Origin of the sequence: Pedobacter africanus (assembly GCF_900176535.1) — a bacterium.
Lineage (GTDB): Bacteria > Bacteroidota > Bacteroidia > Sphingobacteriales > Sphingobacteriaceae > Pedobacter > Pedobacter africanus.
Genome location: NZ_FWXT01000001.1, coordinates 2058862 through 2079031 on the forward strand (window position 1 = coordinate 2058862; position 20170 = coordinate 2079031).

At 47.5% G+C, this 20170-nt stretch carries 13 protein-coding genes; 3 read left to right on the forward strand and 10 right to left on the reverse strand.

Translation table 11 applies throughout. From position 1 onward, the window contains the following. Nucleotides 1-208 precede the first annotated feature (208 nt). Nucleotides 209-2167: a hypothetical protein gene (locus tag B9A91_RS08570; protein ID WP_084237938.1), complete on the forward strand. Its 1959-nt coding sequence runs from the start codon at nucleotides 209-211 to the stop codon at nucleotides 2165-2167. Between the two features lie 70 nt (nucleotides 2168-2237). Here the strand turns inward: B9A91_RS08570 and B9A91_RS08575 are convergent, their stop codons facing one another. The 8 genes from B9A91_RS08575 to B9A91_RS08610 all read right to left on the reverse strand — a co-directional run bounded on the left by B9A91_RS08575 (nucleotide 2238) and on the right by B9A91_RS08610 (nucleotide 15876). Next, a complete protein-coding gene (locus B9A91_RS08575) occupies nucleotides 2238-3716 on the reverse strand; it encodes a sodium:solute symporter family protein (RefSeq protein WP_084237939.1) in 1479 nt (492 codons plus the stop codon). Nucleotides 3717-3752: 36 nt separating this feature from the next. Further along, nucleotides 3753-4805 (reverse strand): Gfo/Idh/MocA family protein, encoded by a 1053-nt coding sequence (locus B9A91_RS08580; RefSeq protein ID WP_084237940.1) that lies wholly within the window; start codon nucleotides 4803-4805, stop codon nucleotides 3753-3755. A 431-nt stretch (nucleotides 4806-5236) separates the two neighbouring features. Beyond that, on the reverse strand, nucleotides 5237-6319 hold the full coding sequence (locus tag B9A91_RS08585) for a DUF5017 domain-containing protein (protein WP_084239636.1): 1083 nt from the start codon (nucleotides 6317-6319) through the stop codon (nucleotides 5237-5239). A 17-nt stretch (nucleotides 6320-6336) separates the two neighbouring features. Further along, nucleotides 6337-8166: a RagB/SusD family nutrient uptake outer membrane protein gene (locus B9A91_RS08590; protein ID WP_084237941.1), complete on the reverse strand. Its 1830-nt coding sequence runs from the start codon at nucleotides 8164-8166 to the stop codon at nucleotides 6337-6339. An 18-nt stretch (nucleotides 8167-8184) separates the two neighbouring features. Continuing rightward, nucleotides 8185-11382 carry a SusC/RagA family TonB-linked outer membrane protein gene (locus tag B9A91_RS08595; RefSeq protein ID WP_235012496.1) on the reverse strand — a complete coding sequence of 1066 codons (3198 nt, stop codon included), beginning with the start codon at nucleotides 11380-11382 and terminating at the stop codon, nucleotides 8185-8187. A 73-nt stretch (nucleotides 11383-11455) separates the two neighbouring features. Next, nucleotides 11456-12613 carry an alpha/beta hydrolase gene (locus tag B9A91_RS08600; RefSeq protein WP_235012497.1) on the reverse strand — a complete coding sequence of 386 codons (1158 nt, stop codon included), beginning with the start codon at nucleotides 12611-12613 and terminating at the stop codon, nucleotides 11456-11458. A gap of 160 nt (nucleotides 12614-12773) precedes the next feature. Further along, nucleotides 12774-14912 carry a hypothetical protein gene (locus B9A91_RS08605; RefSeq protein WP_084237942.1) on the reverse strand — a complete coding sequence of 713 codons (2139 nt, stop codon included), beginning with the start codon at nucleotides 14910-14912 and terminating at the stop codon, nucleotides 12774-12776. Nucleotides 14913-15042: 130 nt separating this feature from the next. Then, nucleotides 15043-15876 (reverse strand): N-acetylmuramic acid 6-phosphate etherase, encoded by an 834-nt coding sequence (locus B9A91_RS08610; RefSeq protein ID WP_084237943.1) that lies wholly within the window; start codon nucleotides 15874-15876, stop codon nucleotides 15043-15045. A gap of 174 nt (nucleotides 15877-16050) precedes the next feature. Between B9A91_RS08610 and B9A91_RS08615 the strand changes: the two genes are divergently transcribed. Together B9A91_RS08615 and B9A91_RS08620 are read left to right on the forward strand one after the other, a co-directional pair. Then, nucleotides 16051-16800 carry a DeoR/GlpR family DNA-binding transcription regulator gene (locus tag B9A91_RS08615; protein WP_084237944.1) on the forward strand — a complete coding sequence of 250 codons (750 nt, stop codon included), beginning with the start codon at nucleotides 16051-16053 and terminating at the stop codon, nucleotides 16798-16800. Nucleotides 16801-16884: 84 nt separating this feature from the next. Further along, nucleotides 16885-18396: a glycoside hydrolase family protein gene (locus B9A91_RS08620; RefSeq protein ID WP_084237945.1), complete on the forward strand. Its 1512-nt coding sequence runs from the start codon at nucleotides 16885-16887 to the stop codon at nucleotides 18394-18396. Between the two features lie 2 nt (nucleotides 18397-18398). Here the strand turns inward: B9A91_RS08620 and B9A91_RS08625 are convergent, their stop codons facing one another. After that, nucleotides 18399-19205, reverse strand: coding sequence for an amidohydrolase family protein (locus B9A91_RS08625; RefSeq protein ID WP_084237946.1), 807 nt, complete (start codon nucleotides 19203-19205; stop codon nucleotides 18399-18401). Beyond that, nucleotides 19195-20169, reverse strand: a complete 975-nt coding sequence (locus B9A91_RS08630) for an amidohydrolase family protein (RefSeq protein ID WP_084237947.1) — start codon at nucleotides 20167-20169, stop codon at nucleotides 19195-19197. The genes B9A91_RS08625 and B9A91_RS08630 overlap by 11 nt, the downstream gene beginning before the upstream one ends. Nucleotide 20170 lies beyond the last annotated feature (1 nt).

Here is a 20170-nt window from a genome sequence, read left to right on the forward strand (position 1 = left end):
TCATTGGGTTTAGGTTGCCAGGTTTTGTAAAGCCGGTACGATTTAAGTGTACGTACCCGAATTATATCTAAGGTATGAAATCTTTTGAAACAAAAAAATATAAAATTGAAATAATTTATGCTGAATTCAACATTTTATCAGATTCATAGCACTTTAATAATCAGTATACTTATATTTACGTGTACGTAACCATAAAACACAAACTAAAATGAAACCATTACAATTATTATTATCAGCCAGCCTGATGCTCCTGTCCTCTGCTTACGCACAGCAGCCGGTGAGCATTACTGCACTGCCCGACAAGAGCGGTTTTACTGTAGCAACCAAAACAAAAGAACTGGGCTCGGGCTTTTACGACCATGGTGTGGCCTCGCCCATCAGCAATCACCGCGGTGTTGTCGCTACAGTCGACGGCGAAGGCCGAAATGTATTGCTGATCTGGCTGTTTGATCACAGGGGTGGCTATGCCTTGCTGATGATTGATGCCCAGACCGGTAAAAGTGAGGAATTCCCGGTACCCTTTGATCCCAAACAGGACACTCCCTACTCCTCTATCCTTTCCTCCGGCAACAAGTTTTACAGCATGTACCGCGATCACTTTGTGGAGTTCGATCCTGTAAAAAGGAAATTCACCTTTGTCAGCAAGGCCACTCCCCAGATGGCCATGGCCATGACCGAGGACGATGCGGGTAAGATCTGGGCGGTAACCTATCCCAACAGCGGACTGGTATGCTTTGACCCGGGCAGCCGGGCATTTAAGGACTATAAATCTGTAAACAAAGAAAACTGGTACCAATATCAGAAAACCATGGCGGCCGATGATGCGGGCTGGATCTATTTCGGACTGGGCAATGCCTCCTGCCAGATTTTTGCCTTTAATCCGCAAACAGCTGAAACCAAAAGTATAGTACCCCAAAATGAGCGCAAGCTGGGTATGGCCCTGGTATACCGCGATCTGAATGGTAAGGTATACGGACAGGTACCGGGCGATAAAGACCCCGTATATTATGAATTGCACAAGGGTGAAGGCCACAAAAGCGGAAAATACAATACCCAGACGCTAAAGCCGGTAATCACCAACACGCAAAATCTTTTCCATAAAACCTTTCCGGATGGCAGCCAGATCAAAGAACTTGACCTGGTAAACCGGATACTGGTTACCAACAATCCCAAAACCGGCAAAACAACAGAAGTAAACTTCAACTATTCAAGCGATGGCGCCATAGTAATGGGCGTAGGCGCTGCACCAGATGGCACCATCACCGGTGGTACTGCGTTCCCCATGCGTTTTTTTAACTACAACCTGAAACAGGACAAATGGATCAACCGTTATGCCATTGGACAGTTTAATGCGCTGGCCAATCAGGACAACAAGGTGTTTTTTGGCGTTTATAGCGGTGGGCACCTCATAGAATGGGATCCATACCAGCCCTGGAAAGGCATTACCAAAGACAAAGCCAGCAACCCGGTTCATTTGACCACCGTTTACCCCACCATTATACGCCCCTTCCGTCTGGTTGCACACCCCGATGGGCATACGCTGATCATGAGTGGCAGCCCACAATACGGAGCAACCGGCGGAGGCTTGCTCTTCTGGAACAGTAAGGCCAAAGAAAAGGTATTGCTTACCGACGAGCAGGTGGTAAAAAACCAGTCGACCATGAGCATTGTGCCTTTAAAGAATGGCAAATTACTTTGCGGCAGTACCACTACTCCCGGAACGGGCGGAGAAAAGAAAGCCACAGAAGCTGTAATTTACCTGATGGATATGGCCAGCAAGAAGGTAGAATGGCAAACCGCATTGTTCCCCGGAACGCAGGAATACAGCGAAATGCGCCTGATGCCCAACGGCCAGGTATATGGTATTGCAGACAAAAGGCTATTTTTTGTCTTTGACCCTGTAAAACGTAAGGTACTGCACCAGGAAGATCTGCTGCCTACCTATGGCAGGACTACAGCCGAGCAATGCCCAAGGATTTTTGTGGAAGGACCAAAGGGCGAAATGTACATGCTTTTTAACAAAGGTGCTATCGTGCAGGTCGATCCGCAAAGTTATGCCCTGAAGCTGATTGCCACCGCACCTTCGACGATTAAAGCGGGTGGGGATTATGCCAACGGGCGGATATTTTTCGTTAGCGGCTCTCATTTAATGAGCTACAAACTTTAAAAAAACGGCTGCCCTGAGAACTTCAGGGCAGCCGTTTTTATATTCTGCAGGGTTTCAATAGTCTACCAAATCACAATTCTTCGTCCTCTTTTAAAGAATTGAGCAGCGCTTCTACTTCCGGCTTAACTTTAGTCCGGAACAGCAGGCCGCAGCCAATATAAATGATCATGGAGGTAACAATTGGCGAAGCCAGCTCTGCAGTTAAACTTACCGTCATAAACGATTTCATTACCGCAAAAGTGATCAGCCCTCCAAAAATAGAAAATAAGGCTGCCCTGCTGTCACTGTGCTTAAATGCAGGCAGTAGGCCCAGGATCATTGGGATGGCAGTTGGCCCAACAAGGGCAGAGAACCAGGTAATAATGAGGCCGAACACCCCACCAAAAGATTTGGACTGAAAAGCAATGATCAGCGTAGTTACGATAAAAAGGAAGGTGGTAAGCCTGGCTATAACCAGCATTTTTTTCTGGTCGAAGGATTTCAGCTTTTTATACAATACCGGAAGGATGTCCCTGGTAATAACTGCAGAAATCGTATTGGCATCAGCCGCTGTCATGGCCAGGGTATTGCCAAACATAGAAGCCAGCAATAAACCGATCAATCCATGCGGCAGAAACTTCATGGCCATCATGGCATAAGATTGGGTAGGATCGGCGAGGTCTTTGATAAAGATCGGCGCAGCAAACATCGGGAAGAACAGGATCAGTGGCCAGATCAGGTACATGAGCATGGAAAGCGTTGCCGCCTTACGCGCTTCGGTACCAGACGGCGATGAAATGAACCGGGTAGCCAGGTGCCAGGTGCCGCCGCTAAAACTGAAAAAACAGATTACTGTAAATGAGATGGCAAAAGCAGGGGTATATGGACCATTGTACAGCTGCCCATGTGCAGCAGGCAGGCGGTCCCACATGGTAAATATGCCGTTCAGGCCATCGCCCAGTTGCGCCAATACCATCACCATCATGATAATGCCTGCTGTAAACTGGATCAGAAAGGAAGCCAGGTCGTTCACCACATCGGCCCACAGGCCACCCATGGTAATGTAGATCATACTCACCAGTCCGGCAGTTAAAATCCCGGTGCCTAAAGGAAGACCTGTAAAAGCATTCAGCAAGATGCCAATAGCTGCCCATTTTGCCCCTACATCAAATATTTTAATGATCACCCCGCTCCAGGCCATCACCTGTTGTGTGGGCAGGTTGTAACGGGTAGCCAGGTATTCGGTCGGCGATTGGATGCCTGCTTTAGACCGGAGCCGTGCCCATCGTGGCGCAATAAACAATACCGTACCTACCATGGCAATGGCAATACTCAGGGCCCACCACATGTAAAGGGTAAAGCCATAATTGTAGGCAATGGCTGCATAAGCCACAAACACCGCTCCGCTGTAACCCGAAACGTGGTGCGAAATGCCCGACAGCCACCAGGGCAGTTTGCCCCCGGCAGTATAAAAATCAGCTGAGGATTTAATTTTGGTATAGCCCCATATGCCCATCAAAACGAGGAGCAGAAAATATCCGGCCAATACGATGTAATCAATTTTTTCCATTTGTGTTTGGTTTAGTTTTTATACCCAGCTGAAAGACTAGAGGGGAAGTTTTACCAGCTGACCGGTTTGTGCACTTTTGTAAATGGCCAGCACAATCTCTACGGATTTGCGGCCTTCTGCCCCATCGATCAGCAATTTGCCATTGCTGTAAATGGCAGCGATCATATTTTCCATTTGTTTTTGGTGTCCGGCATAGCTGATCGACTTTGGATCGGACACCCCTCCACTGGAATTGTGGCTGCCACTGGTGGTGTTGATCTGTTCGTCTTCTGCGCTCTGATCTCTGAACTGCCACTGGATAATGTCGTTGTCTTCCATCACCACTGTACCTTCAGTACCCATGATCTCGATTTTTTTATAAGCGCCCGGATAAACAGCTGTTGAGCATTCTATGGTACCCATCCCTCCGTTGGCAAACTTTAAAATGGCCACCAGGGTATCTTCTACGGCTATGTTTTTGTGCTTGGCATTACCGGCAATGGCCATTACGGATTCAACAGGGCCCATACACCATTGCAGCATATCCACATTGTGAATGGCCTGGTTCATAAGTGCCCCGCCTCCGTCCAGCTCCCAGGTGCCCCGCCATTTGTTGGAAGCATAATATGCTGGTGTACGGCTCCATTTTACATAGGCACTACCCAGGGTCAGCTGTCCGAAACGGCCATCCCCTATCGCCTTTTTCAAATCCAGGCTGCCCTGGTAAAAGCGGGTTGGAAATACTACGGCTACTTCTACATTTTTTTCCCGGGCCGCCGCGATGATCCTGTCGGTCTTTTCCAGTGTCACTTCTATTGGTTTTTCAATCAGGCAGTGTTTACCGGCTGCAATTGCCTTCAATGCAGGTTCCAGGTGCGCGCCTGATGGGGTACAGATACAAACAATATCCAGTTCTGCTGTTTGCAGCAATTCATCCAGCGAATGATAAGCTGTACAATCGTATTGTCTTGCAAATTCATCTACTCTGGCTTGTGTTAAGCTATAGGCGCCCAGCAATTTTGCGTTTTTAATGGCCTTGATGGCCTGCGCATGAATACCGGCTATGGCACCTGTTCCTACTATTCCAAACCCAATTGTTCTGTTTTCCATCTAAGGGCGGTTTTAAATCTGGTTTAATATGCGTACAACACGTTTCGGTAACGTACACGTTTTGGTGCTAAAGTATAATTTTTTAGTCAAAAACACCAGTGAATGTTTAAATAAATCTTTTTTCCCGGCCTGGGCCAGAAAACGGTGCGGTTAAAAATGAAAATGGCTTCGCCTTTTACAGACGAAGCCATCATTTTATTCAATTTGACTTACAAATAGACAACAGGTACTGTGGCAATATTGTAAGTCGTAAAGCCCGGCACAGTATAAATACTATAAAAAGCAAAACTGCTCCCCGTACCAGCGATCATTAAAAATAGTCCTAAGATTATGGACTACAACAGGAATAGCGCTTTTTGTTTTCATTGTTTTATTGGTTAATTGTGATGGGTTTATTCGTTTGAGACAAAGCCCCCCTACTTCAATCTGGTTTACGGTGTAATGGTGATTGTAATTTCCTTTACAATTGCTTTAACATCATCGATGGTGTTATTCGAAGCCACAAATACAGCTTTATAAGTACCAGGTGCGGTATAGGTGTAAAAATGTGCATCCAGATTAGGGCTTGAAATTCCTTTGAGGGCCGTAGACAGGTCGGGGCCCAGGTTTACACTTTCAATATTGATGGCCTTGCTAACGGCCCAGTGCTCACTTGTCGGGTCGTTGTAAGGGCTAGCAGCATTAAACGGCACATATACCGGGATTTTTGCTGTTGGGTTGTATGCAGGGTCGCGGGGGTTATACCTGGGGTCATTAGGATCATACATAGGGTCATTAGGATTAAACCTCGGCATATCAGCGGTCAGGTATTCGTTTCCGTACAGTGTAACCCGGGTTGAGGTTACTGAGGCCCTTGCGGGTGCGTTTTCCTTGTTTTCGTCAACAATCCTGAAACCTGCATTTACCTGATCGGCAATGGTGAGGGTAGTAGTACCATTTAATTTTAATTTGCTTTTCACCGCAAAGGTCTGGATGAACCATTGCCGGGCCAGCCCATTGGTAGCCTGTGGCTTGGTTACATATTTAAAAGCAAAGTAAATGGGCTTTCCGGGTACAATCAGGTCTGAAATGTCTTTCGGACTAATGGTAGTGGGCACAAAAGTTGCACTGGTAGCCAGCGGGGCAAAGCGGGAAGTAATATCGGTCCAGGTTGCGGCCTTAACACTGGCCAGACTGCTGTAATCTCCGTTAAAATCTGTGGAGTAAAGAAAGGAGAGCTGACCGGCTTGTGTGCCCACCTGTACGCTGTTCTGAAATTCGAGTGTAGCCCCGGCATCCCTGATGCTCAAAGTCCTTCCTTCCCTGAAGGCATAATCTTTTAAAGTTTCGCCAGAATAGAAGGAAATGATGTGTGCTGTACCCCCGGTTATGTTGAACTTGATTTCCTGCCCTACTTTATAGGTATTTGAAGCCGTGCTGACATCAAAGCCCGGGGCATTGTCTACTTTGAGCTCTTTACTGCAGGATGCCATTAAAAGCACCGCCGACAATATCATATAATGTTTAAGTTTCATCTTATCTGAATATTTTGTTAATTCCATCCGGGATTCTGCGTAATCGCCAGGTTAGTAGTAGTTTCAGTGGTAGGTATAGGCATGAACAGGTCTTTTGCACTGACATTCGTAAAATACTTCACTGCCTGATCGCCCGGGATTTCATTACTCAGCAGGTTACCCACATCCTGGTTCACCTGGAGAAATATCCCCCAGCGCAGCAGATCTGCTTTCCTTAAGCCTTCATAATTGAATTCACGAAAACGCTCGTCCTGTATAGCTGCCAGAAAAGCGGCCTTGGAAGCCGTTTGTGCAGGTTTCAGTTCTGCATCAGTAGCACTGTAAATGGTAGCAGTTGCCGTTGCGCCGGTACCCCCGCCCCCTGTGATGGTAATGGTTGGAGCTGAGCTGTATTTACCCTCTACATTAAATATGGTTCCTGTAAGGTCGCGGTTTAAGGTAATTGCGGTAACTTTCCCTCCCGAGATTGTAGCCACTCCGGTTGCTGTTGCGCCGCCAACACCTGCCGAAAAAGTAACCGTTGGTGCGGTGGTATAACCAGAACCCCCATTGGTTACGGTAATGGTACGGATACCGGTAGACCAGGCACGTTTACGCACAAGGTTTACATAATTTATCGCTTCAGGTGTAGGTCCGTTATTGATCTCATTCTGTGCCTCCGCATACATCAGCAGGACGTCTGTATAACGCAGGATAGGCGCATTGTTGGGCGTATTGGCCCCAATTTTTTGCACCACTTCAAACTCCCTTCTCCATTTTGCAGGCCTGATGGTGTTCTTGGCGGCCTGGGTAGCGGGTAGGTTGCCCATATTTTTACCTGTTGCAGTATAGCTAAAATGGGTAATGCTCCACCATTTGCGGTTATCACCGGGTTCAAATACATCATAAAATTTAGAGGTGATGCTGAGATAGGCTACACCATCACCATTAATGGTGGTCGCAGCTGAGGTAGGACCGTTGATATAACCGATATTACTGAAGTCGCTGTTCTGGACTGAGCTGTTTCCCCAGAATTCAGCTTCCCAGATGCTTTCTTTGGCGTCATATTTATCTGAACAAAGGTTGATGAATATCTGCGGATAACTTGGGTTTAAGGCATGGGCAGCTTCCGTATCGTCTATAACCATTTTTGCCCATTTGCTGGCCTCGGCATAGCGGCTCTTGTCGTTCAGCGGGGCACCGGCCATATGCAAGTTAACCCGGGCCAGTATACCGCGTACGGCCGACTTGCTGATTGCCCCACCGTAGCCCAATGCTGCAATGCCAGGCACCAGTGGTTCTGCAGCTTCCATGTCGCTGATGATCTGCGCATAGGTATCTTTTATACTTGCCCTTGGGATATCGACATCTACAACAGATGCGGTAGGCGTCGTTTTTATAGGTACGCCACCGTAATACTGCACCAACTGGAAATAGAAATATCCGCGCAGAAACATCGCCTCGCCCCGGATGATATCTCTTTTGGTTTTGTTGATTGCGGGATTCTTATCCACATTGGCCAGCAGTACATTTGCCCTGTTGATGCCGTTATAGAGGTTGGCCCAATAACCGGCATTATAGGAATCGGCCGAGGAATAAAAATAGTTCCACGGGCCGGTGGTTAAGGTAAACCTGTTCATGTATCCCTCATCGGCTTGCCAGCCCAGCAGGTAATTTGCCCAGGAGCCCCAAAGCTGAGGTGCACCAACATTGTGGTAAACACCAGCACGTGCAAATTCAAGCTGTGCCTCTGTTTCATAATAGGCATCAGGATTCAGAAAGTCTGTTGGTTTGGTTTCCAGGTATTTTTTACATGAGCCAAAGCTAAGCAGGCAAATAAGCACGGGTAAATAATATATCTTTTTCATTTACTTCTGATTTAATGGTTAGAATGTTGCCTTCAGCCCGAAAACAACGGCAGGCGATTTAGGATAGGAAGAGTAGTCGTAGCCCGGTGTAAGGATAGGGTTACGGGTAGACACTTCCGGGTCCATTCCTGAATATTTGGTCCAGGTAGCCAGGTTCTGGGCAGCTACATTGATGCTCAGCCCGCTTAAGTAAAATTTGCTGATATACTTTACCGGGATACTATAGTTCAATGCTACTGTTTTTAATCGCAGGAAGGAGCCGTCTTCCACTACCCTTGAGGAATGGAAACCAATAGGCCCCTGTCCGCGTGTACGGTAATTGGCATTGGTCTGGTTATCGGGTGACCAGCGGTTGGCATAGCTGGCAAACTGGTTGATGAGTGCATAACCGTTGCTGTTCCCTTCAAGCAATAACCGGTTGGCATTGTAAATGTCGTTTCCGTACGACCACTGGAAGAATACGTTCAGCCCGAAGCCTTTATAAGTAAAGTTGTTGTTAAAACCGCCGATATGGATGGGCTGGCCGCGGCCAATAAAGGTTACATCTGCATCGGTCATTACACCATCACCGTTCAGGTCCCGGTACTTGATGTCGCCCGGTTGTATGGTATTCCGCACGGCACCATTTGTAGGTACATCCGGTTTCAGGACATACACCCCCGGAGAAGGCTGATCAAAATCGGCATACTGATAATTGCCTTCCCAGATGTATCCGATCATCATACCGGCGGGGCGGCCGATCTCGGCCAGGTACAGCGGCTTACCAAACTGTGAAACATAGGCCGCCACGGTAGGCAGGCTCTGCTGGCCCCTGGTCAGTTCCATGATCTTGTTACGGTTGAAACTGATGTTAAGGCTGCTGTTCCAGCTGAAAGTTTTGGTACTAACGTTGGTGGTATTTAAAGTAAACTCCAGACCTTCGTTCCGCAGCTTACCGATATTTTTTACAGCAGTAGAGAAACCTGTGGTTGGTGGCAGGGCCGCATTGAGGAGCAGGTCGCTCACCGTTTTTCGGTACAGGCCAACTTCAAGCGCAATTTTATCCTTTAAAAAGCCCACTTCATAGCCCAGATCGATCTGGGTAGTGGTTTCCCATTGCAAATCCGGATTGGCTACGCTGGATACGTATACAGCACCGGTTGGAATCCCATTTTTGAAAGAATAGCCATCTAATGTCTGTGTAAGCTTTGCGTAATTGGCAAAATCACCGATCCTGTTGTTGCCATTACTGCCGAAACTGGCGCGGAGCTTGGAAGTGGACACAAATGGCAAGGCTTTTGCAAAGAAGCTTTCATTCTGCATATTCCATGCAAAGGCAGCCGCAGGAAAATAACCCCAGGGGTTCAGAAATTTAGACGAACCATCGGCCCTGAAAGCCGCAGTAATGATGTATTTTGACTTGTAGTTATAATCAAGCCTTCCACCATACGAAACCATGGTATTTTCGCTGCTGCCAATATCCTGGTTAAATATGATCCCCTCGTCGAGCCCGTCTATGCCCAGGCTTTCGTTGGGCAGCTGCCTGCCGCCATAGGCATTGGTAGAGGATTTAAAGCTGTTCACAGAGAACAGGGCCAGGGCGGTAATGGTATGCGCTTTATTGAAGGTCTTTTTATAATTCAGGGTATTCTCGTTAGAAAAACTGTTCAGGAAGTTGTTTCTTATAAAACCATTGACCAGGTTGGTGCTGTTGCTGGAGTGAATCCTGCCCTGAGAGGTTTTGGAATTGTAGAATTGTTCGGTAAGCCGCCTGTCGTGGCTAATGCCGGCGGTCGACTTAAAATTCAATTCTTTGGTAATGTTGAAGCTGAAGTAACCGTCGGCCCTGAGCACATTGGTTTTGAAAACCTGGTGCTGGTTTTCCAGGTCTATTACCGGGTTTATCCTGATATCAGAAGTGGTAACGGCCTCATCATCTGCCGTTTCATTGAGCAGATCATCTCCCGGATCGGCAGATATAGGGCGGTACATCCATGCCCTGGGCAGCAGGAAGGTAGTAGGATTGGATGCCGAAATGCCACTGCTGCTGATGCCTTGCCCGTTCTGGTCGATCACATTATAAGTTCCGGAAATTCCGACTTTAATTTTACTGCCCAGAGACTGGTCTAATTTTATGCTGCCCGTATAACGGTTGAGACCGGTATTGATCATCACCCCTTTCTGATCATAATAGGAGCCTGAAATGGAATACTGGGTCTGGTCGTTCCCGCCGCGGACAGCCAGGTTATGGATTTGTACAGCTCCAGTCCGCAGCATGTAATCCTGAAAGTTGACCCCTTCCATGTTTCTATAATCATCCAGCGTCCTCGGCCTCCCTAAAGCAGCATCATAGGCAAAGAAAGCGGTTACATTTGCATTGGTAGGATTGAGCTCTGCCTGGTATTTTACAAACTCGTATGGGCTCATGACCTCCATTGGTTTTGGTGTAGCTGAAAACCCGAGCGAGCTGTTGAGGCTAACCACAGGCTTCCCCGCTTTACCTCGTTTGGTTTGGATCAGGATTACCCCATTTGCCCCCCTGGATCCATAAACTGCTGTGGATGAAGCATCTTTCAGGATACTCATGGACTCAATTTCTTCGGGATTAAGGGTTGCCGGGTCCAGGTCTTCGATCGGAAAACCATCTATTACATATAAAGGGGAAGAGCTTTGGGTTAATGAGCCCACTCCCCTGATGAAGATGTTAATGCCCCCGCCAGGCTGCCCATCGTTGGCCGTAACCTGCACACCAGACACCCGCCCTGCCAGGGCCTCTGCAAAAGAACTTACCGGGGCTTTTGACATGTCCTCAATATTTACCTTGCCCACAGATCCGGTAAGGTCCTTCTTTTGGACGGAACCATAACCAATAATCACGGTTTCCTCGAGCGATTTTGCATCGTCTTCCAGCCTTACATTAATGGTCGATTTTGAGCCTACAGCTATCTCCTGGCTCTTTGTCCCTACAAACGAAAACACCAGCACATCAATGCTTTTGGCCTGAATGCTGTACTGCCCTTTATTGTCTGTAGATACGGCCTTCTGGGTACTTCTGACCTTTACACTGACGCCTGGCAGCGGCTGCCCGTTGGAGGCCTCGGTAACCGTACCTTGAATGGTCTTTAATTCCTGAGCGATTACCTGCCCCGGGACTAGTGCGGCAAGTAAAACGACCATGAGCAATCCCCATTTGGGGATTTGCCATGGACTTTTGGTGGTAAAGTAAATTTTCAGCATGTTATGTGGTTTAATTTTAAGTTTTGTGGTTGTTATAAATATCGTGTGCGTACCCGTAATTAGCAATAAAAAATTAAAACAGTAGTTTATCCGTTGCAGCCTGGTGATGAAGTGCCGCATCTATAAATTTATAGGCTTCCAGCCTGGTTTCCGGAGGGAAGTCATGCCCGGCATCAGGATACCTTACCTGGAGCTTATCGACCGCCTTAAAAAGTCGGTAAACCGCAGCAATACCTGCCATCCCTTCCTTCACCCCCTTTACATCAAAATTCGCATCTCCGGTTGGGGAGTTGGAGAAAAAAGGCCTTGGGGCCAGGGCCGCTATGGCCCCATCAAAATTAAAGGGCACTTTAGCAGCATCCAGCTGGTATTTATCCCTAATCAGCGGCATATAGCGCGTTTGCGCCCAGGGGCCCAGTTTTCCGCCATGCTTTTTGGTAACCTCGTCCCCGGCGTTATAATGCTCCATTAAGGTCCAGCCGCAGCTGGAAACAATCACTTTGATCCGTTCGTCAAATGCCCCGGCAAAAATCGCATTGTGCCCACCCAGGGAATGCCCGATCACACCAATACGGTCGGGATCCACATCCTTCCTGGATTGCAGCAGGTCTATGCAGCGCATGTGGTTAAAAATGGCTTTCATGGTTCCCGACTGGTACCGGTCATTTTCAAAATCGTAGTCTTTTAGATCGCCAAAACTCGGGTAATCGGGAGCGATGACCACATAGCCCCTTTGGGCTAGTTCTTTGGCATAGGCCCGGTTCGGTTTTGGGTCGATACCGCTTACCGCCCCCTTACCCAGCGCACTTGTGCCATGCAGCACCAGCATTGCAGGCCGTTTTTCAGGTTTTCCCCGCTGTCGCGGTACATACAAATAGGCAGGCAATATTTCGTCAGGTGCTATGGTAAAACGAATGGTATAACGGATATGATCGGGCTCTGCAAGGCTGTCTGTTACCTGTACATTTAAAGCAGGCAGATGGTTACGGTCGGGCAGCTTGCCCATGGCCCGCTCCATACCTTCAATGATCTGTTTACGCTTGAGCTGCCAGTCGGACAGGTTCCTGACGGCGGCCGTCTTTCCAGATTTACCGCTGAAGTAAAGAAGGCTATCTTTCGGGTTCAATGCAGGCAGGGCCAGCTTTGGTAAAGCAAAGCTGCTTCCTCCGCAAAGCATGAGTATTGATATTGTAATAAGAAGCCGTTTGGTCAGATCAGTCATCTTTATCATAACAATTTTATTCCCCTTTACAAATAACCAGATAATCAGCATTTTGCATTTTACGGTTACGTACCCTAATATACATCAAAGTTTTAAAAAAACAAACCTAAATCAGATTATTTTATCATTAAAGCTTTGTAAACAAATATTTTATTGAGCTTAAGGTCAATTAGCCCAGTATTTCTGCATAAACTTTCACGTTGTTTAAGTCGAAATCCAAAACCGCATACCCTTTTTCAGCTTTCCGTACAGAGACCTTCCGCTGTTCATCTCCCAGTTCCGGGCTCATCACTTTCAGGCCCGACAGTTTTAACTGAGCAGTATTGATTTTAAACTGCAATGCATTGTTCTGAATTTTTGAACCTATATCTGCAAGAATGCTGATCCCCGCATTGTCTTTAATTGTAGGGTGCGGAATACCGGTTAATGCAGTGTTCATTAAATGGATAACGGGCTTACCTTTATAGCTCCTAACCCGGGCTACCCAGCCCTTTTCACCAGCAACCTGGCGTAAAACAGGTTTCAACCTGCCCTCAGCAACCATCTTTTCGAGCACGTCCGATTTGGTGATCGGATCTACCAGCTGCAGGTTTTTATATTTTGTTTTTACCAGCTGATCAGATAAGGGGTTTGCACGCTTAAAGCCCTTTTCGTCATGTGTCCCGAACGGAAGGGACATCCACGCTTTACCGCCGGCAGCCAGATAAGATTGAATGGCTTTAAACTGTTGTTCCGACACACAACCTACGCCGTCCAACACCAAAGGGGTATTTTCCTTTTTCAATGCCGCAGCATCAGCAAGTTCTTCGTACCGCACAAAACGGTAACCTATACTATTTTCGACCAGCTTTTTTGACCAGGCTTTGGCATGGTCCCAATGCTCCAGGCCATCCGCTCCGCGCCAGCCGTTGTCTTTGCAAAATTTATTGTTCACTACCCTTATCTCCACCAGGTCTTTTCCATCGCGGGGTTTAAGGTCATTGTGTTTTACCTCCCATAAATTGGAAGGCCTGATTACGTCTTCCATTTCCATGGCATCTGCAGGATCCTCTTCCAATCGCTGGTTGTGGGTGCTGCTCCAGTTGGCCACCCCCCAGAAGCGGCTCAATGCCCAGCCCAGGTATCCCCCTTTTTCATAAATGGTATAACTCAGTGCCATTGCCGGCGCATTACCGCGCTTGTCGGCTATGTCTTTTTGGTTCAACGCCTCGGCATCCATCTTTATCCAGTCTACACTCTTAATATTGGTACCAACGTTTTCGAGCATAAAGAAGTCGAGGTAGGGCGCCATCTTTTCCAGGTCGAGCGAAATGCCATTCAGCACCATAGGCCCCGTGCTGGAGCAGCAGGACATCAAAGGTTTATCACCGGCAATACCCTTCACCATTTTTACATGGTCAACAATTACATCTGTTTTCATTCTCAGCCAGTCCCTGAATGCAGGGTTTTCATAATTGCCCCATTGCAGCATTGGTTTGCTTACATCGCCCCAGAATTCCTTTTCCCCGAATTTTGGTATTTCATGGCCATAGTCTTTTTTGAAGCGGTCTCGGCAATACTTACAGCCGCAGGTGGTCAGGCCCGAATAATCGCACATGTCATCTACCTCTATCCCATCCAGGGGCACTTCTTTGAAAAGCCTTTCCAGGTATCTGGCATGCATATCCAGGAAGCCCGGGTTATTGTGACAAAAGGTTTCCATCTGGTACTGCCGGGCATAGCCCCTGCTCCCATCGCGGATATCCACTTCGCAGATGTCTTTAAAGAAATGGCCTTCATATTGCGCAAACTCAGCAGCCTTAGGGTCGTGAAACAACAGCACATGGTGCCGCTGACCGCGGTGCAGCTTACGGAATTCTTCCTGTCCGCGCGGCCTTTCCACATGGTTACAGGAGTAATGGTCCATAAACTTAATGTCGTATTTATGGAGTTCATCACACACATTGGCCATATACCCGTGCAGCTGACCGAAATAATTGGAAAAATCGAAACGGATGTGCCAGCCATAATGGATGGCCATATCTATTTTAGCCTCGGCAAAAGCCGCAGCCCTGCGCTTGATCCGGTCAACCACCTTTTTCTGCGACCATTGCAGATCTTCTATGGTTACCCACCAGCTGGCCGTACGACGTGGTACAAAAGGTACAGAAGGCCCCTGGTTATGCGGCAGGATCAGTTTTCGGGGATCGGCAACGGCCTGTTCCGGGGTATGGGCATGAACTGCAGAAAAACCATCTGCCAGCACCAGTCCGAGGCCGCTTAACGACATTTTTTTAATAAAGTCCCGGCGATCATTAGTGTATTTCATTGATGTTGTTTATGTGATTTAATATGAGGAACCAATTCAATAAAAAATTTTCAAATACCACCCTTACATTCCTTGCGCTGAAGCTGATGATACTAATATAAGAACAATTGTGTACGTTACCGAAATTTAATTATTTTTTTTTTCCTGCAGCGCCAGAACCGCCTGATCCTTCCATTGCAGCTTTAACCGATCCATGTGTAAGCAGGGTTGACTTTGCCTCGGCATAGTCTTCAATTCCTGCTTTTTGCATCAGGATTTTCACCGCACGGTCCAGGATTTTATCATTGATCAGTTTAACATTTACCATGGAATTCCCCTCAACCCGCCCAAGTCTGATCATTACGGTGGTAGAGATCATATCAAAAAGCATTTTCTGGGCCGTTCCGCACTTCATTCTTGTACTACCGGTAATAAATTCAGGTCCTGTTACCACTACTACCGGATAATCAGCCTGCTCAGCTATTGGTGTAGCAGGATTACTGACTATGCAGCCTGTGGTAATATTTGCTGTCCTGCATTTCTTTAGGGCTTCCAGTACAAAAGGTGTTGTTCCGCTTGCTGAAATACCAACAACAATATCGCCCGGGTTGATTCCTGCCTTCAGCAAAGCATCCCAGCCCTCATTCAGATCATCCTCTTTTTCTTCCAGCGCATCAGCCAGGCGATCAATTCCTCCGGCAAGAACGGAATTATATATTCCCTGGGGCAGACCATAAGTTGTAGGAAGCTCAATCACATCCAAAACAGATAACCGGCCACCGCTTCCGGCACCTACGTAAAACATCCGCCCCCCGGCCTTTAGTTTATCCACTATTGCTGTAATCAGCTTATTAATATCCGGAAGAACAGCTTTAATTGCTGCGGCTACTTTTTCATCTTCCTGGTTAATGTAACCTGTCAGTTCTTCGACTGACCTGTTTTCTAATTGATCGTACAGTGACGATTGCTCTGTAATTGGCGTCATATGTATTGCGTTTTTTATTCGGTTTTAAATACAAATATAAACGCAAAATTATAATACACAAGTTTTTAACGAAATAAAACCGCAAAAAAGCCGCAAATAATCCTATCTTGCCCATTCAAAAAGTAGAGTCTGCTTAATTGATATGGATTTTATACTTTTACGCCGGAACTCCCAATGCGAAAAGAAGACAGACATAAACTGATTATGAGAGAGATAAACCTGCACAACAAGGTTTTATCTACCGATTTAAGCGTGTTGCTAAACATTTCTGACGATACCGTTAGGCGTGACCTTAAGGAACTTGCTGAAACAGGAAAGCTTTTAAAAGTGCATGGAGGTGCGGCCAGCAAATCATTTGTCGCGCCCTTCAACCTGCAGAACGAAGTTTATGCGTTAAATGAGAAGAAGAAGATCGCCGAAAAAACGCTAAAACTGATAAAAAACGACATGGTTGTGCTTACCGAAGGTGGAACAACCATATTGGAACTCGCTAAAATGATCCCGGAAAACCTTAAAGCCACATTTTTTACGATCAGTCCGCAGGTCGCAATTACCCTGTCCGATCACAGCAATCTGGAAGTCATTACCATTGGCGGCAAGCTCAACAAAAACGCAAACCTGCATGTGGGTGCAAGCGTGATCAACCAGCTGGTAGATATTAAAGTGGATTTGTGCCTGCTGGGCGCAAATGCCTTTTCTGCTGAAGACGGGCTTACGGACCTGGATTGGGATATCGTTCAGGTCAAAAAGGCACTGATCCGCGCTTCCAAAAAGACTGCGGTGCTGAGTATTTCAGAAAAACTCAACAGCACCCAAAAGATCAGGATCTGCAGTCCAAACCAGATCAATTACCTCATTACCGAATTGCCTCCCGAAAGCGCTTTGCTTGCCGGTTACAGGAATGAAACCCTTTCATTGCTTTAGGTAGCACATCCTGTAGGTTCCTGTCTCAATTGAGCAACACTTGTGTACGTTACCGATTTTTATATAAATCAATTATATTTGTTTATGAACAATATTGGAATTCTGATGACGGCCATAGGCCTCAGCTGCTTTGTACTGCCGGAGCGGGGAGCAGAGATAGAAATTTCGCGCAGCCGTGCCGATTACCTCTTATCCAGGGTATCTGAAAGAGACCCATGGGAACGCATGCCCGACGCCAGCAGCATTGCCTGGCTTGAAGCGGCTACCCTGAGCACCTTGGCAGATATGTATGAGGCAACAGCCGACCCCAGGTACCTGGAAGAGCTGGCCCGAAGGGGCGACCGCTTGTTGTCGCACAGGGATGATAAACGTGGTGTGACCGACGGATCAGGAAAAAGCAGGCCGGCATGGAGCATGGGCTATAAGTACGTGGTGGCCAAAGGCGGACTAATGGATCAACATGGCAATGTCATCATCAGCATCCGCTCTACCCCCTATTCCAATAACCAGCTTACCCATGTGGAAGTTGCACATGAACCCGGAAAAGCAGGAAGGTTTACCTTTCAGCTAAGCAACGAATTCTGGAAACGTGCCGAAACCTTTACCAACCTGAGCATGGATCCGGCAGATGAACGTTATGTCGAAAAAGTGGTCAATGACCCTATGGCCCCTTACTCCGCAAAAGCCGGGACCTATACAGACCGTTCCAATCTGATTGCCGTAAAGGCCAACGGCACAACCCTGCCGGTAGTCCAGAACATGACGCTCCAGCCCATTCCCCTGGCCTACATGGGTTATATCGGCATCATTTATACGCCCCTGCTGCGTTGTGCCGAACTGGTTAAAGGCAGGCCCGCACTTAAACATTTACAAGCCGCCTCAGCACGCTTCATTAAAGCTGCAGAAGAATCTTATGCCGATGCGGCAGCCAGGTTATGGCGCAACGGTCCAGGCAATGATGAAGGCTATTATTTAACCTGCGAAAGGGGGGAATCTTTTCCGGCCGACAATGTAGGTGCGCCTTTCAACTTCCTGGGCAAACATGTATGTGCTGAGCTGGCCCTGTACCGCTTAACCGGAAAACAAGTCTATCTGGACAGGTCTAAAAAGATGTGCCAGCTGCTGAAAAACAGGCTTCAGTACAACGCAAAATCTGATCTGTACGTTTGGAATTACTGGTATGAACCCATGACCACCAAGGGCTGGGTGCCGGAAGACCAGCTTTCGCAGAATGTAAAATACTTTAAGGGTGCAGCCAATGTAGAGGACATCTCTCATGGTGCTTTGGATATTGCCATGATCGTTGCAGCACAGCAGGCCGGGATCGTTTTTGACCGGCAGGATGTAAGCCGCTTTGCCAACACCTTATTGGTTAACGTTTTAACGCCAGACCGTAAAAGCGTGCGGCGCAAAGTGGATGGAGGTGCAGAATACCCTGCATACTTCCAGGCGCTGCACGGCTGGGCAGACCTGGCGCAAGTCAACCCCGAAGTTTATAAAGCCATACGCCAGACCTACCTGAACCGGGGCGAGGAAAGTCTGGCGGTATGTGCCGCGCTGTTAAAATGGGAGCGTAAACTTAAGCAGGGCAATTGAGCCTAAATGCCCAGGAATTTTTTAGCGTTGCCCGACCTTAGCAGCTCCTTGGTTGCCTCATCGGCCTCATTTGGGCGCATGGATTCAATCCTGAGCTGTGCGGTAAGGTAATCCAGTATAGGTGCATGGGTGCCAAAGGCAAACTTGTCCTTACCATAATTGTTAATGAAATCGGCCATATTGGTGATGGCCCTGCCCGAATTGTCGATGATCACACCAGGCTTTTTCACCAGGGCCATTTCTTCTTCGTTTAAGGCTGCGTTGTTGCAAAAATTAAGGATCATAAATTTGGCGTCGGGCACTGCCTTTATAATGGGCAGGATACTTTTCATGTTCCATTCCGGCTTAGGTGTACCCACTATATAATCAATATCCATCCAGGAGCGCTGCCTGCTGTCTACCATCCTGAAATTGAAGGCCACAGGCAAGCCATGATCGCGGACACGCTTAACCAGTTCAATGCAGGCGGGGTCAACAATGTCAAAATCGTGGTATTTGGGATAGATCCGCACACCTTTAAAACCCATCTTTTTAACGCTGGTATCCAGGTCGTCCTTCCAGCCGGCATAAATCGGGTTAATGACTGCGAAAGGGATAAAGCGGTCATGGAATTTTTTGTTCGACCGGATCTCCTGCATCAGCTCTTCGTTGGCCGACTGTGTATTTTTATAAAAGATGCCGTTCAGGTTACTGATCACCGAAATGTCTACCCCGAACTTGTTCATTCTTTCCAGCAAGCCTGCGCAGGTATTGTGTTTGAGCTGTTGAAATGGCCAGTGGCCCACGTAAGCATTGATATCAATCAACATGATTGCCTCCTTTTTTTAAGATGTTGTTAAAGTTGTCAAAGAATAGTTTTTTGCGCTGTACTTCAGTCAGGTTTGAGGCCAGTACTTTGCCCACGCTCTGGTAATAGCAGTTGTCGGAGCCAAAAAGCAGGCGGTCTTCACCCAGCTGCTCCAGGGCAAAGTCGATCATGTGTTCTTCATTGTTGCTGCCGGAAGTGTCGACATATACATTCGGACTGTTTTTAAGGGCCTTGCACATGTACTCCCAATCGCCCCCGCCACCAATATGCGCATGCTGGAACATGGCTTCCGGATACCTTGCGGCGATGGCTACAAAATCTTCGGGGATCGACACATTTTTAGGCTTGTTGCCATTGTATTTCATCCGGTAGCCGCCCACACCAAGCTGTGTTTCGGCATGGGTATGGATGATCATTTTCAGGTCGATCATCTTTTCTACAATGGGATAGAATGATGGGTCGCTGATCTTGGTCTGGTAATAGGTCTTGGCGCCTACCATCCCCTGGTCTACGCAGCGTTTGATCTCTTCCAGCGAAGCTTTGAGGTGTATGGGGTTAAAGGTAAAGCTGCCGGTAATCCTGTCGGGATGCAGTTTCATTAAGCCCAGAATGATGTTGTTGTGTTCAATGAAGGCTTCCGGGCTGGCATCAGGAATGCCCTTGATGAGCCGGGTTACGGGTTTGGAAAGTACCAGCTTGCGGATGTTAAACCTTTCGGCGTAGTCCAGCAGGATCTCCGCAAACTTCTTCTGCGCTTCAAGATTGCCGTTCCCCAGGTCGCAATGTACGTGTGCATCTATTTTGGGGTACTTCAACATTTCCCTGACGATGTCGTACTTAGGGGGCTGGCCATTTACCGCCGGCTGCGCCCGGCTGCTTTGGGGATCAAATCCAAAAAGGCTTTTGCTTACCAGTAAGCCAGCGGCCGAAAGCCCGGTACTGGCAAAAAATTTTCTTCGGTCCATT

Excerpts from the sequence above, each read along its gene's own strand:
- B9A91_RS08570 (WP_084237938.1), top strand. The coding sequence starts at position 209 with ATGAAACCATTACAATTATTATTATCAGCCAGCCTGATGCTCCTGTCC.
- B9A91_RS08575 (WP_084237939.1), bottom strand. The coding sequence starts at position 3,716 with ATGGAAAAAATTGATTACATCGTATTGGCCGGATATTTTCTGCTCCTC.
- B9A91_RS08580 (WP_084237940.1), bottom strand. The coding sequence starts at position 4,805 with ATGGAAAACAGAACAATTGGGTTTGGAATAGTAGGAACAGGTGCCATA.
- B9A91_RS08585 (WP_084239636.1), bottom strand. The coding sequence starts at position 6,319 with ATGAAACTTAAACATTATATGATATTGTCGGCGGTGCTTTTAATGGCA.
- B9A91_RS08590 (WP_084237941.1), bottom strand. The coding sequence starts at position 8,166 with ATGAAAAAGATATATTATTTACCCGTGCTTATTTGCCTGCTTAGCTTT.
- B9A91_RS08595 (WP_235012496.1), bottom strand. The coding sequence starts at position 11,382 with ATGCTGAAAATTTACTTTACCACCAAAAGTCCATGGCAAATCCCCAAA.
- B9A91_RS08600 (WP_235012497.1), bottom strand. The coding sequence starts at position 12,613 with ATGATAAAGATGACTGATCTGACCAAACGGCTTCTTATTACAATATCA.
- B9A91_RS08605 (WP_084237942.1), bottom strand. The coding sequence starts at position 14,912 with ATGAAATACACTAATGATCGCCGGGACTTTATTAAAAAAATGTCGTTA.
- B9A91_RS08610 (WP_084237943.1), bottom strand. The coding sequence starts at position 15,876 with ATGACGCCAATTACAGAGCAATCGTCACTGTACGATCAATTAGAAAAC.
- B9A91_RS08615 (WP_084237944.1), top strand. The coding sequence starts at position 16,051 with ATGCGAAAAGAAGACAGACATAAACTGATTATGAGAGAGATAAACCTG.
- B9A91_RS08620 (WP_084237945.1), top strand. The coding sequence starts at position 16,885 with ATGAACAATATTGGAATTCTGATGACGGCCATAGGCCTCAGCTGCTTT.
- B9A91_RS08625 (WP_084237946.1), bottom strand. The coding sequence starts at position 19,205 with ATGTTGATTGATATCAATGCTTACGTGGGCCACTGGCCATTTCAACAG.
- B9A91_RS08630 (WP_084237947.1), bottom strand. The coding sequence starts at position 20,169 with ATGGACCGAAGAAAATTTTTTGCCAGTACCGGGCTTTCGGCCGCTGGC.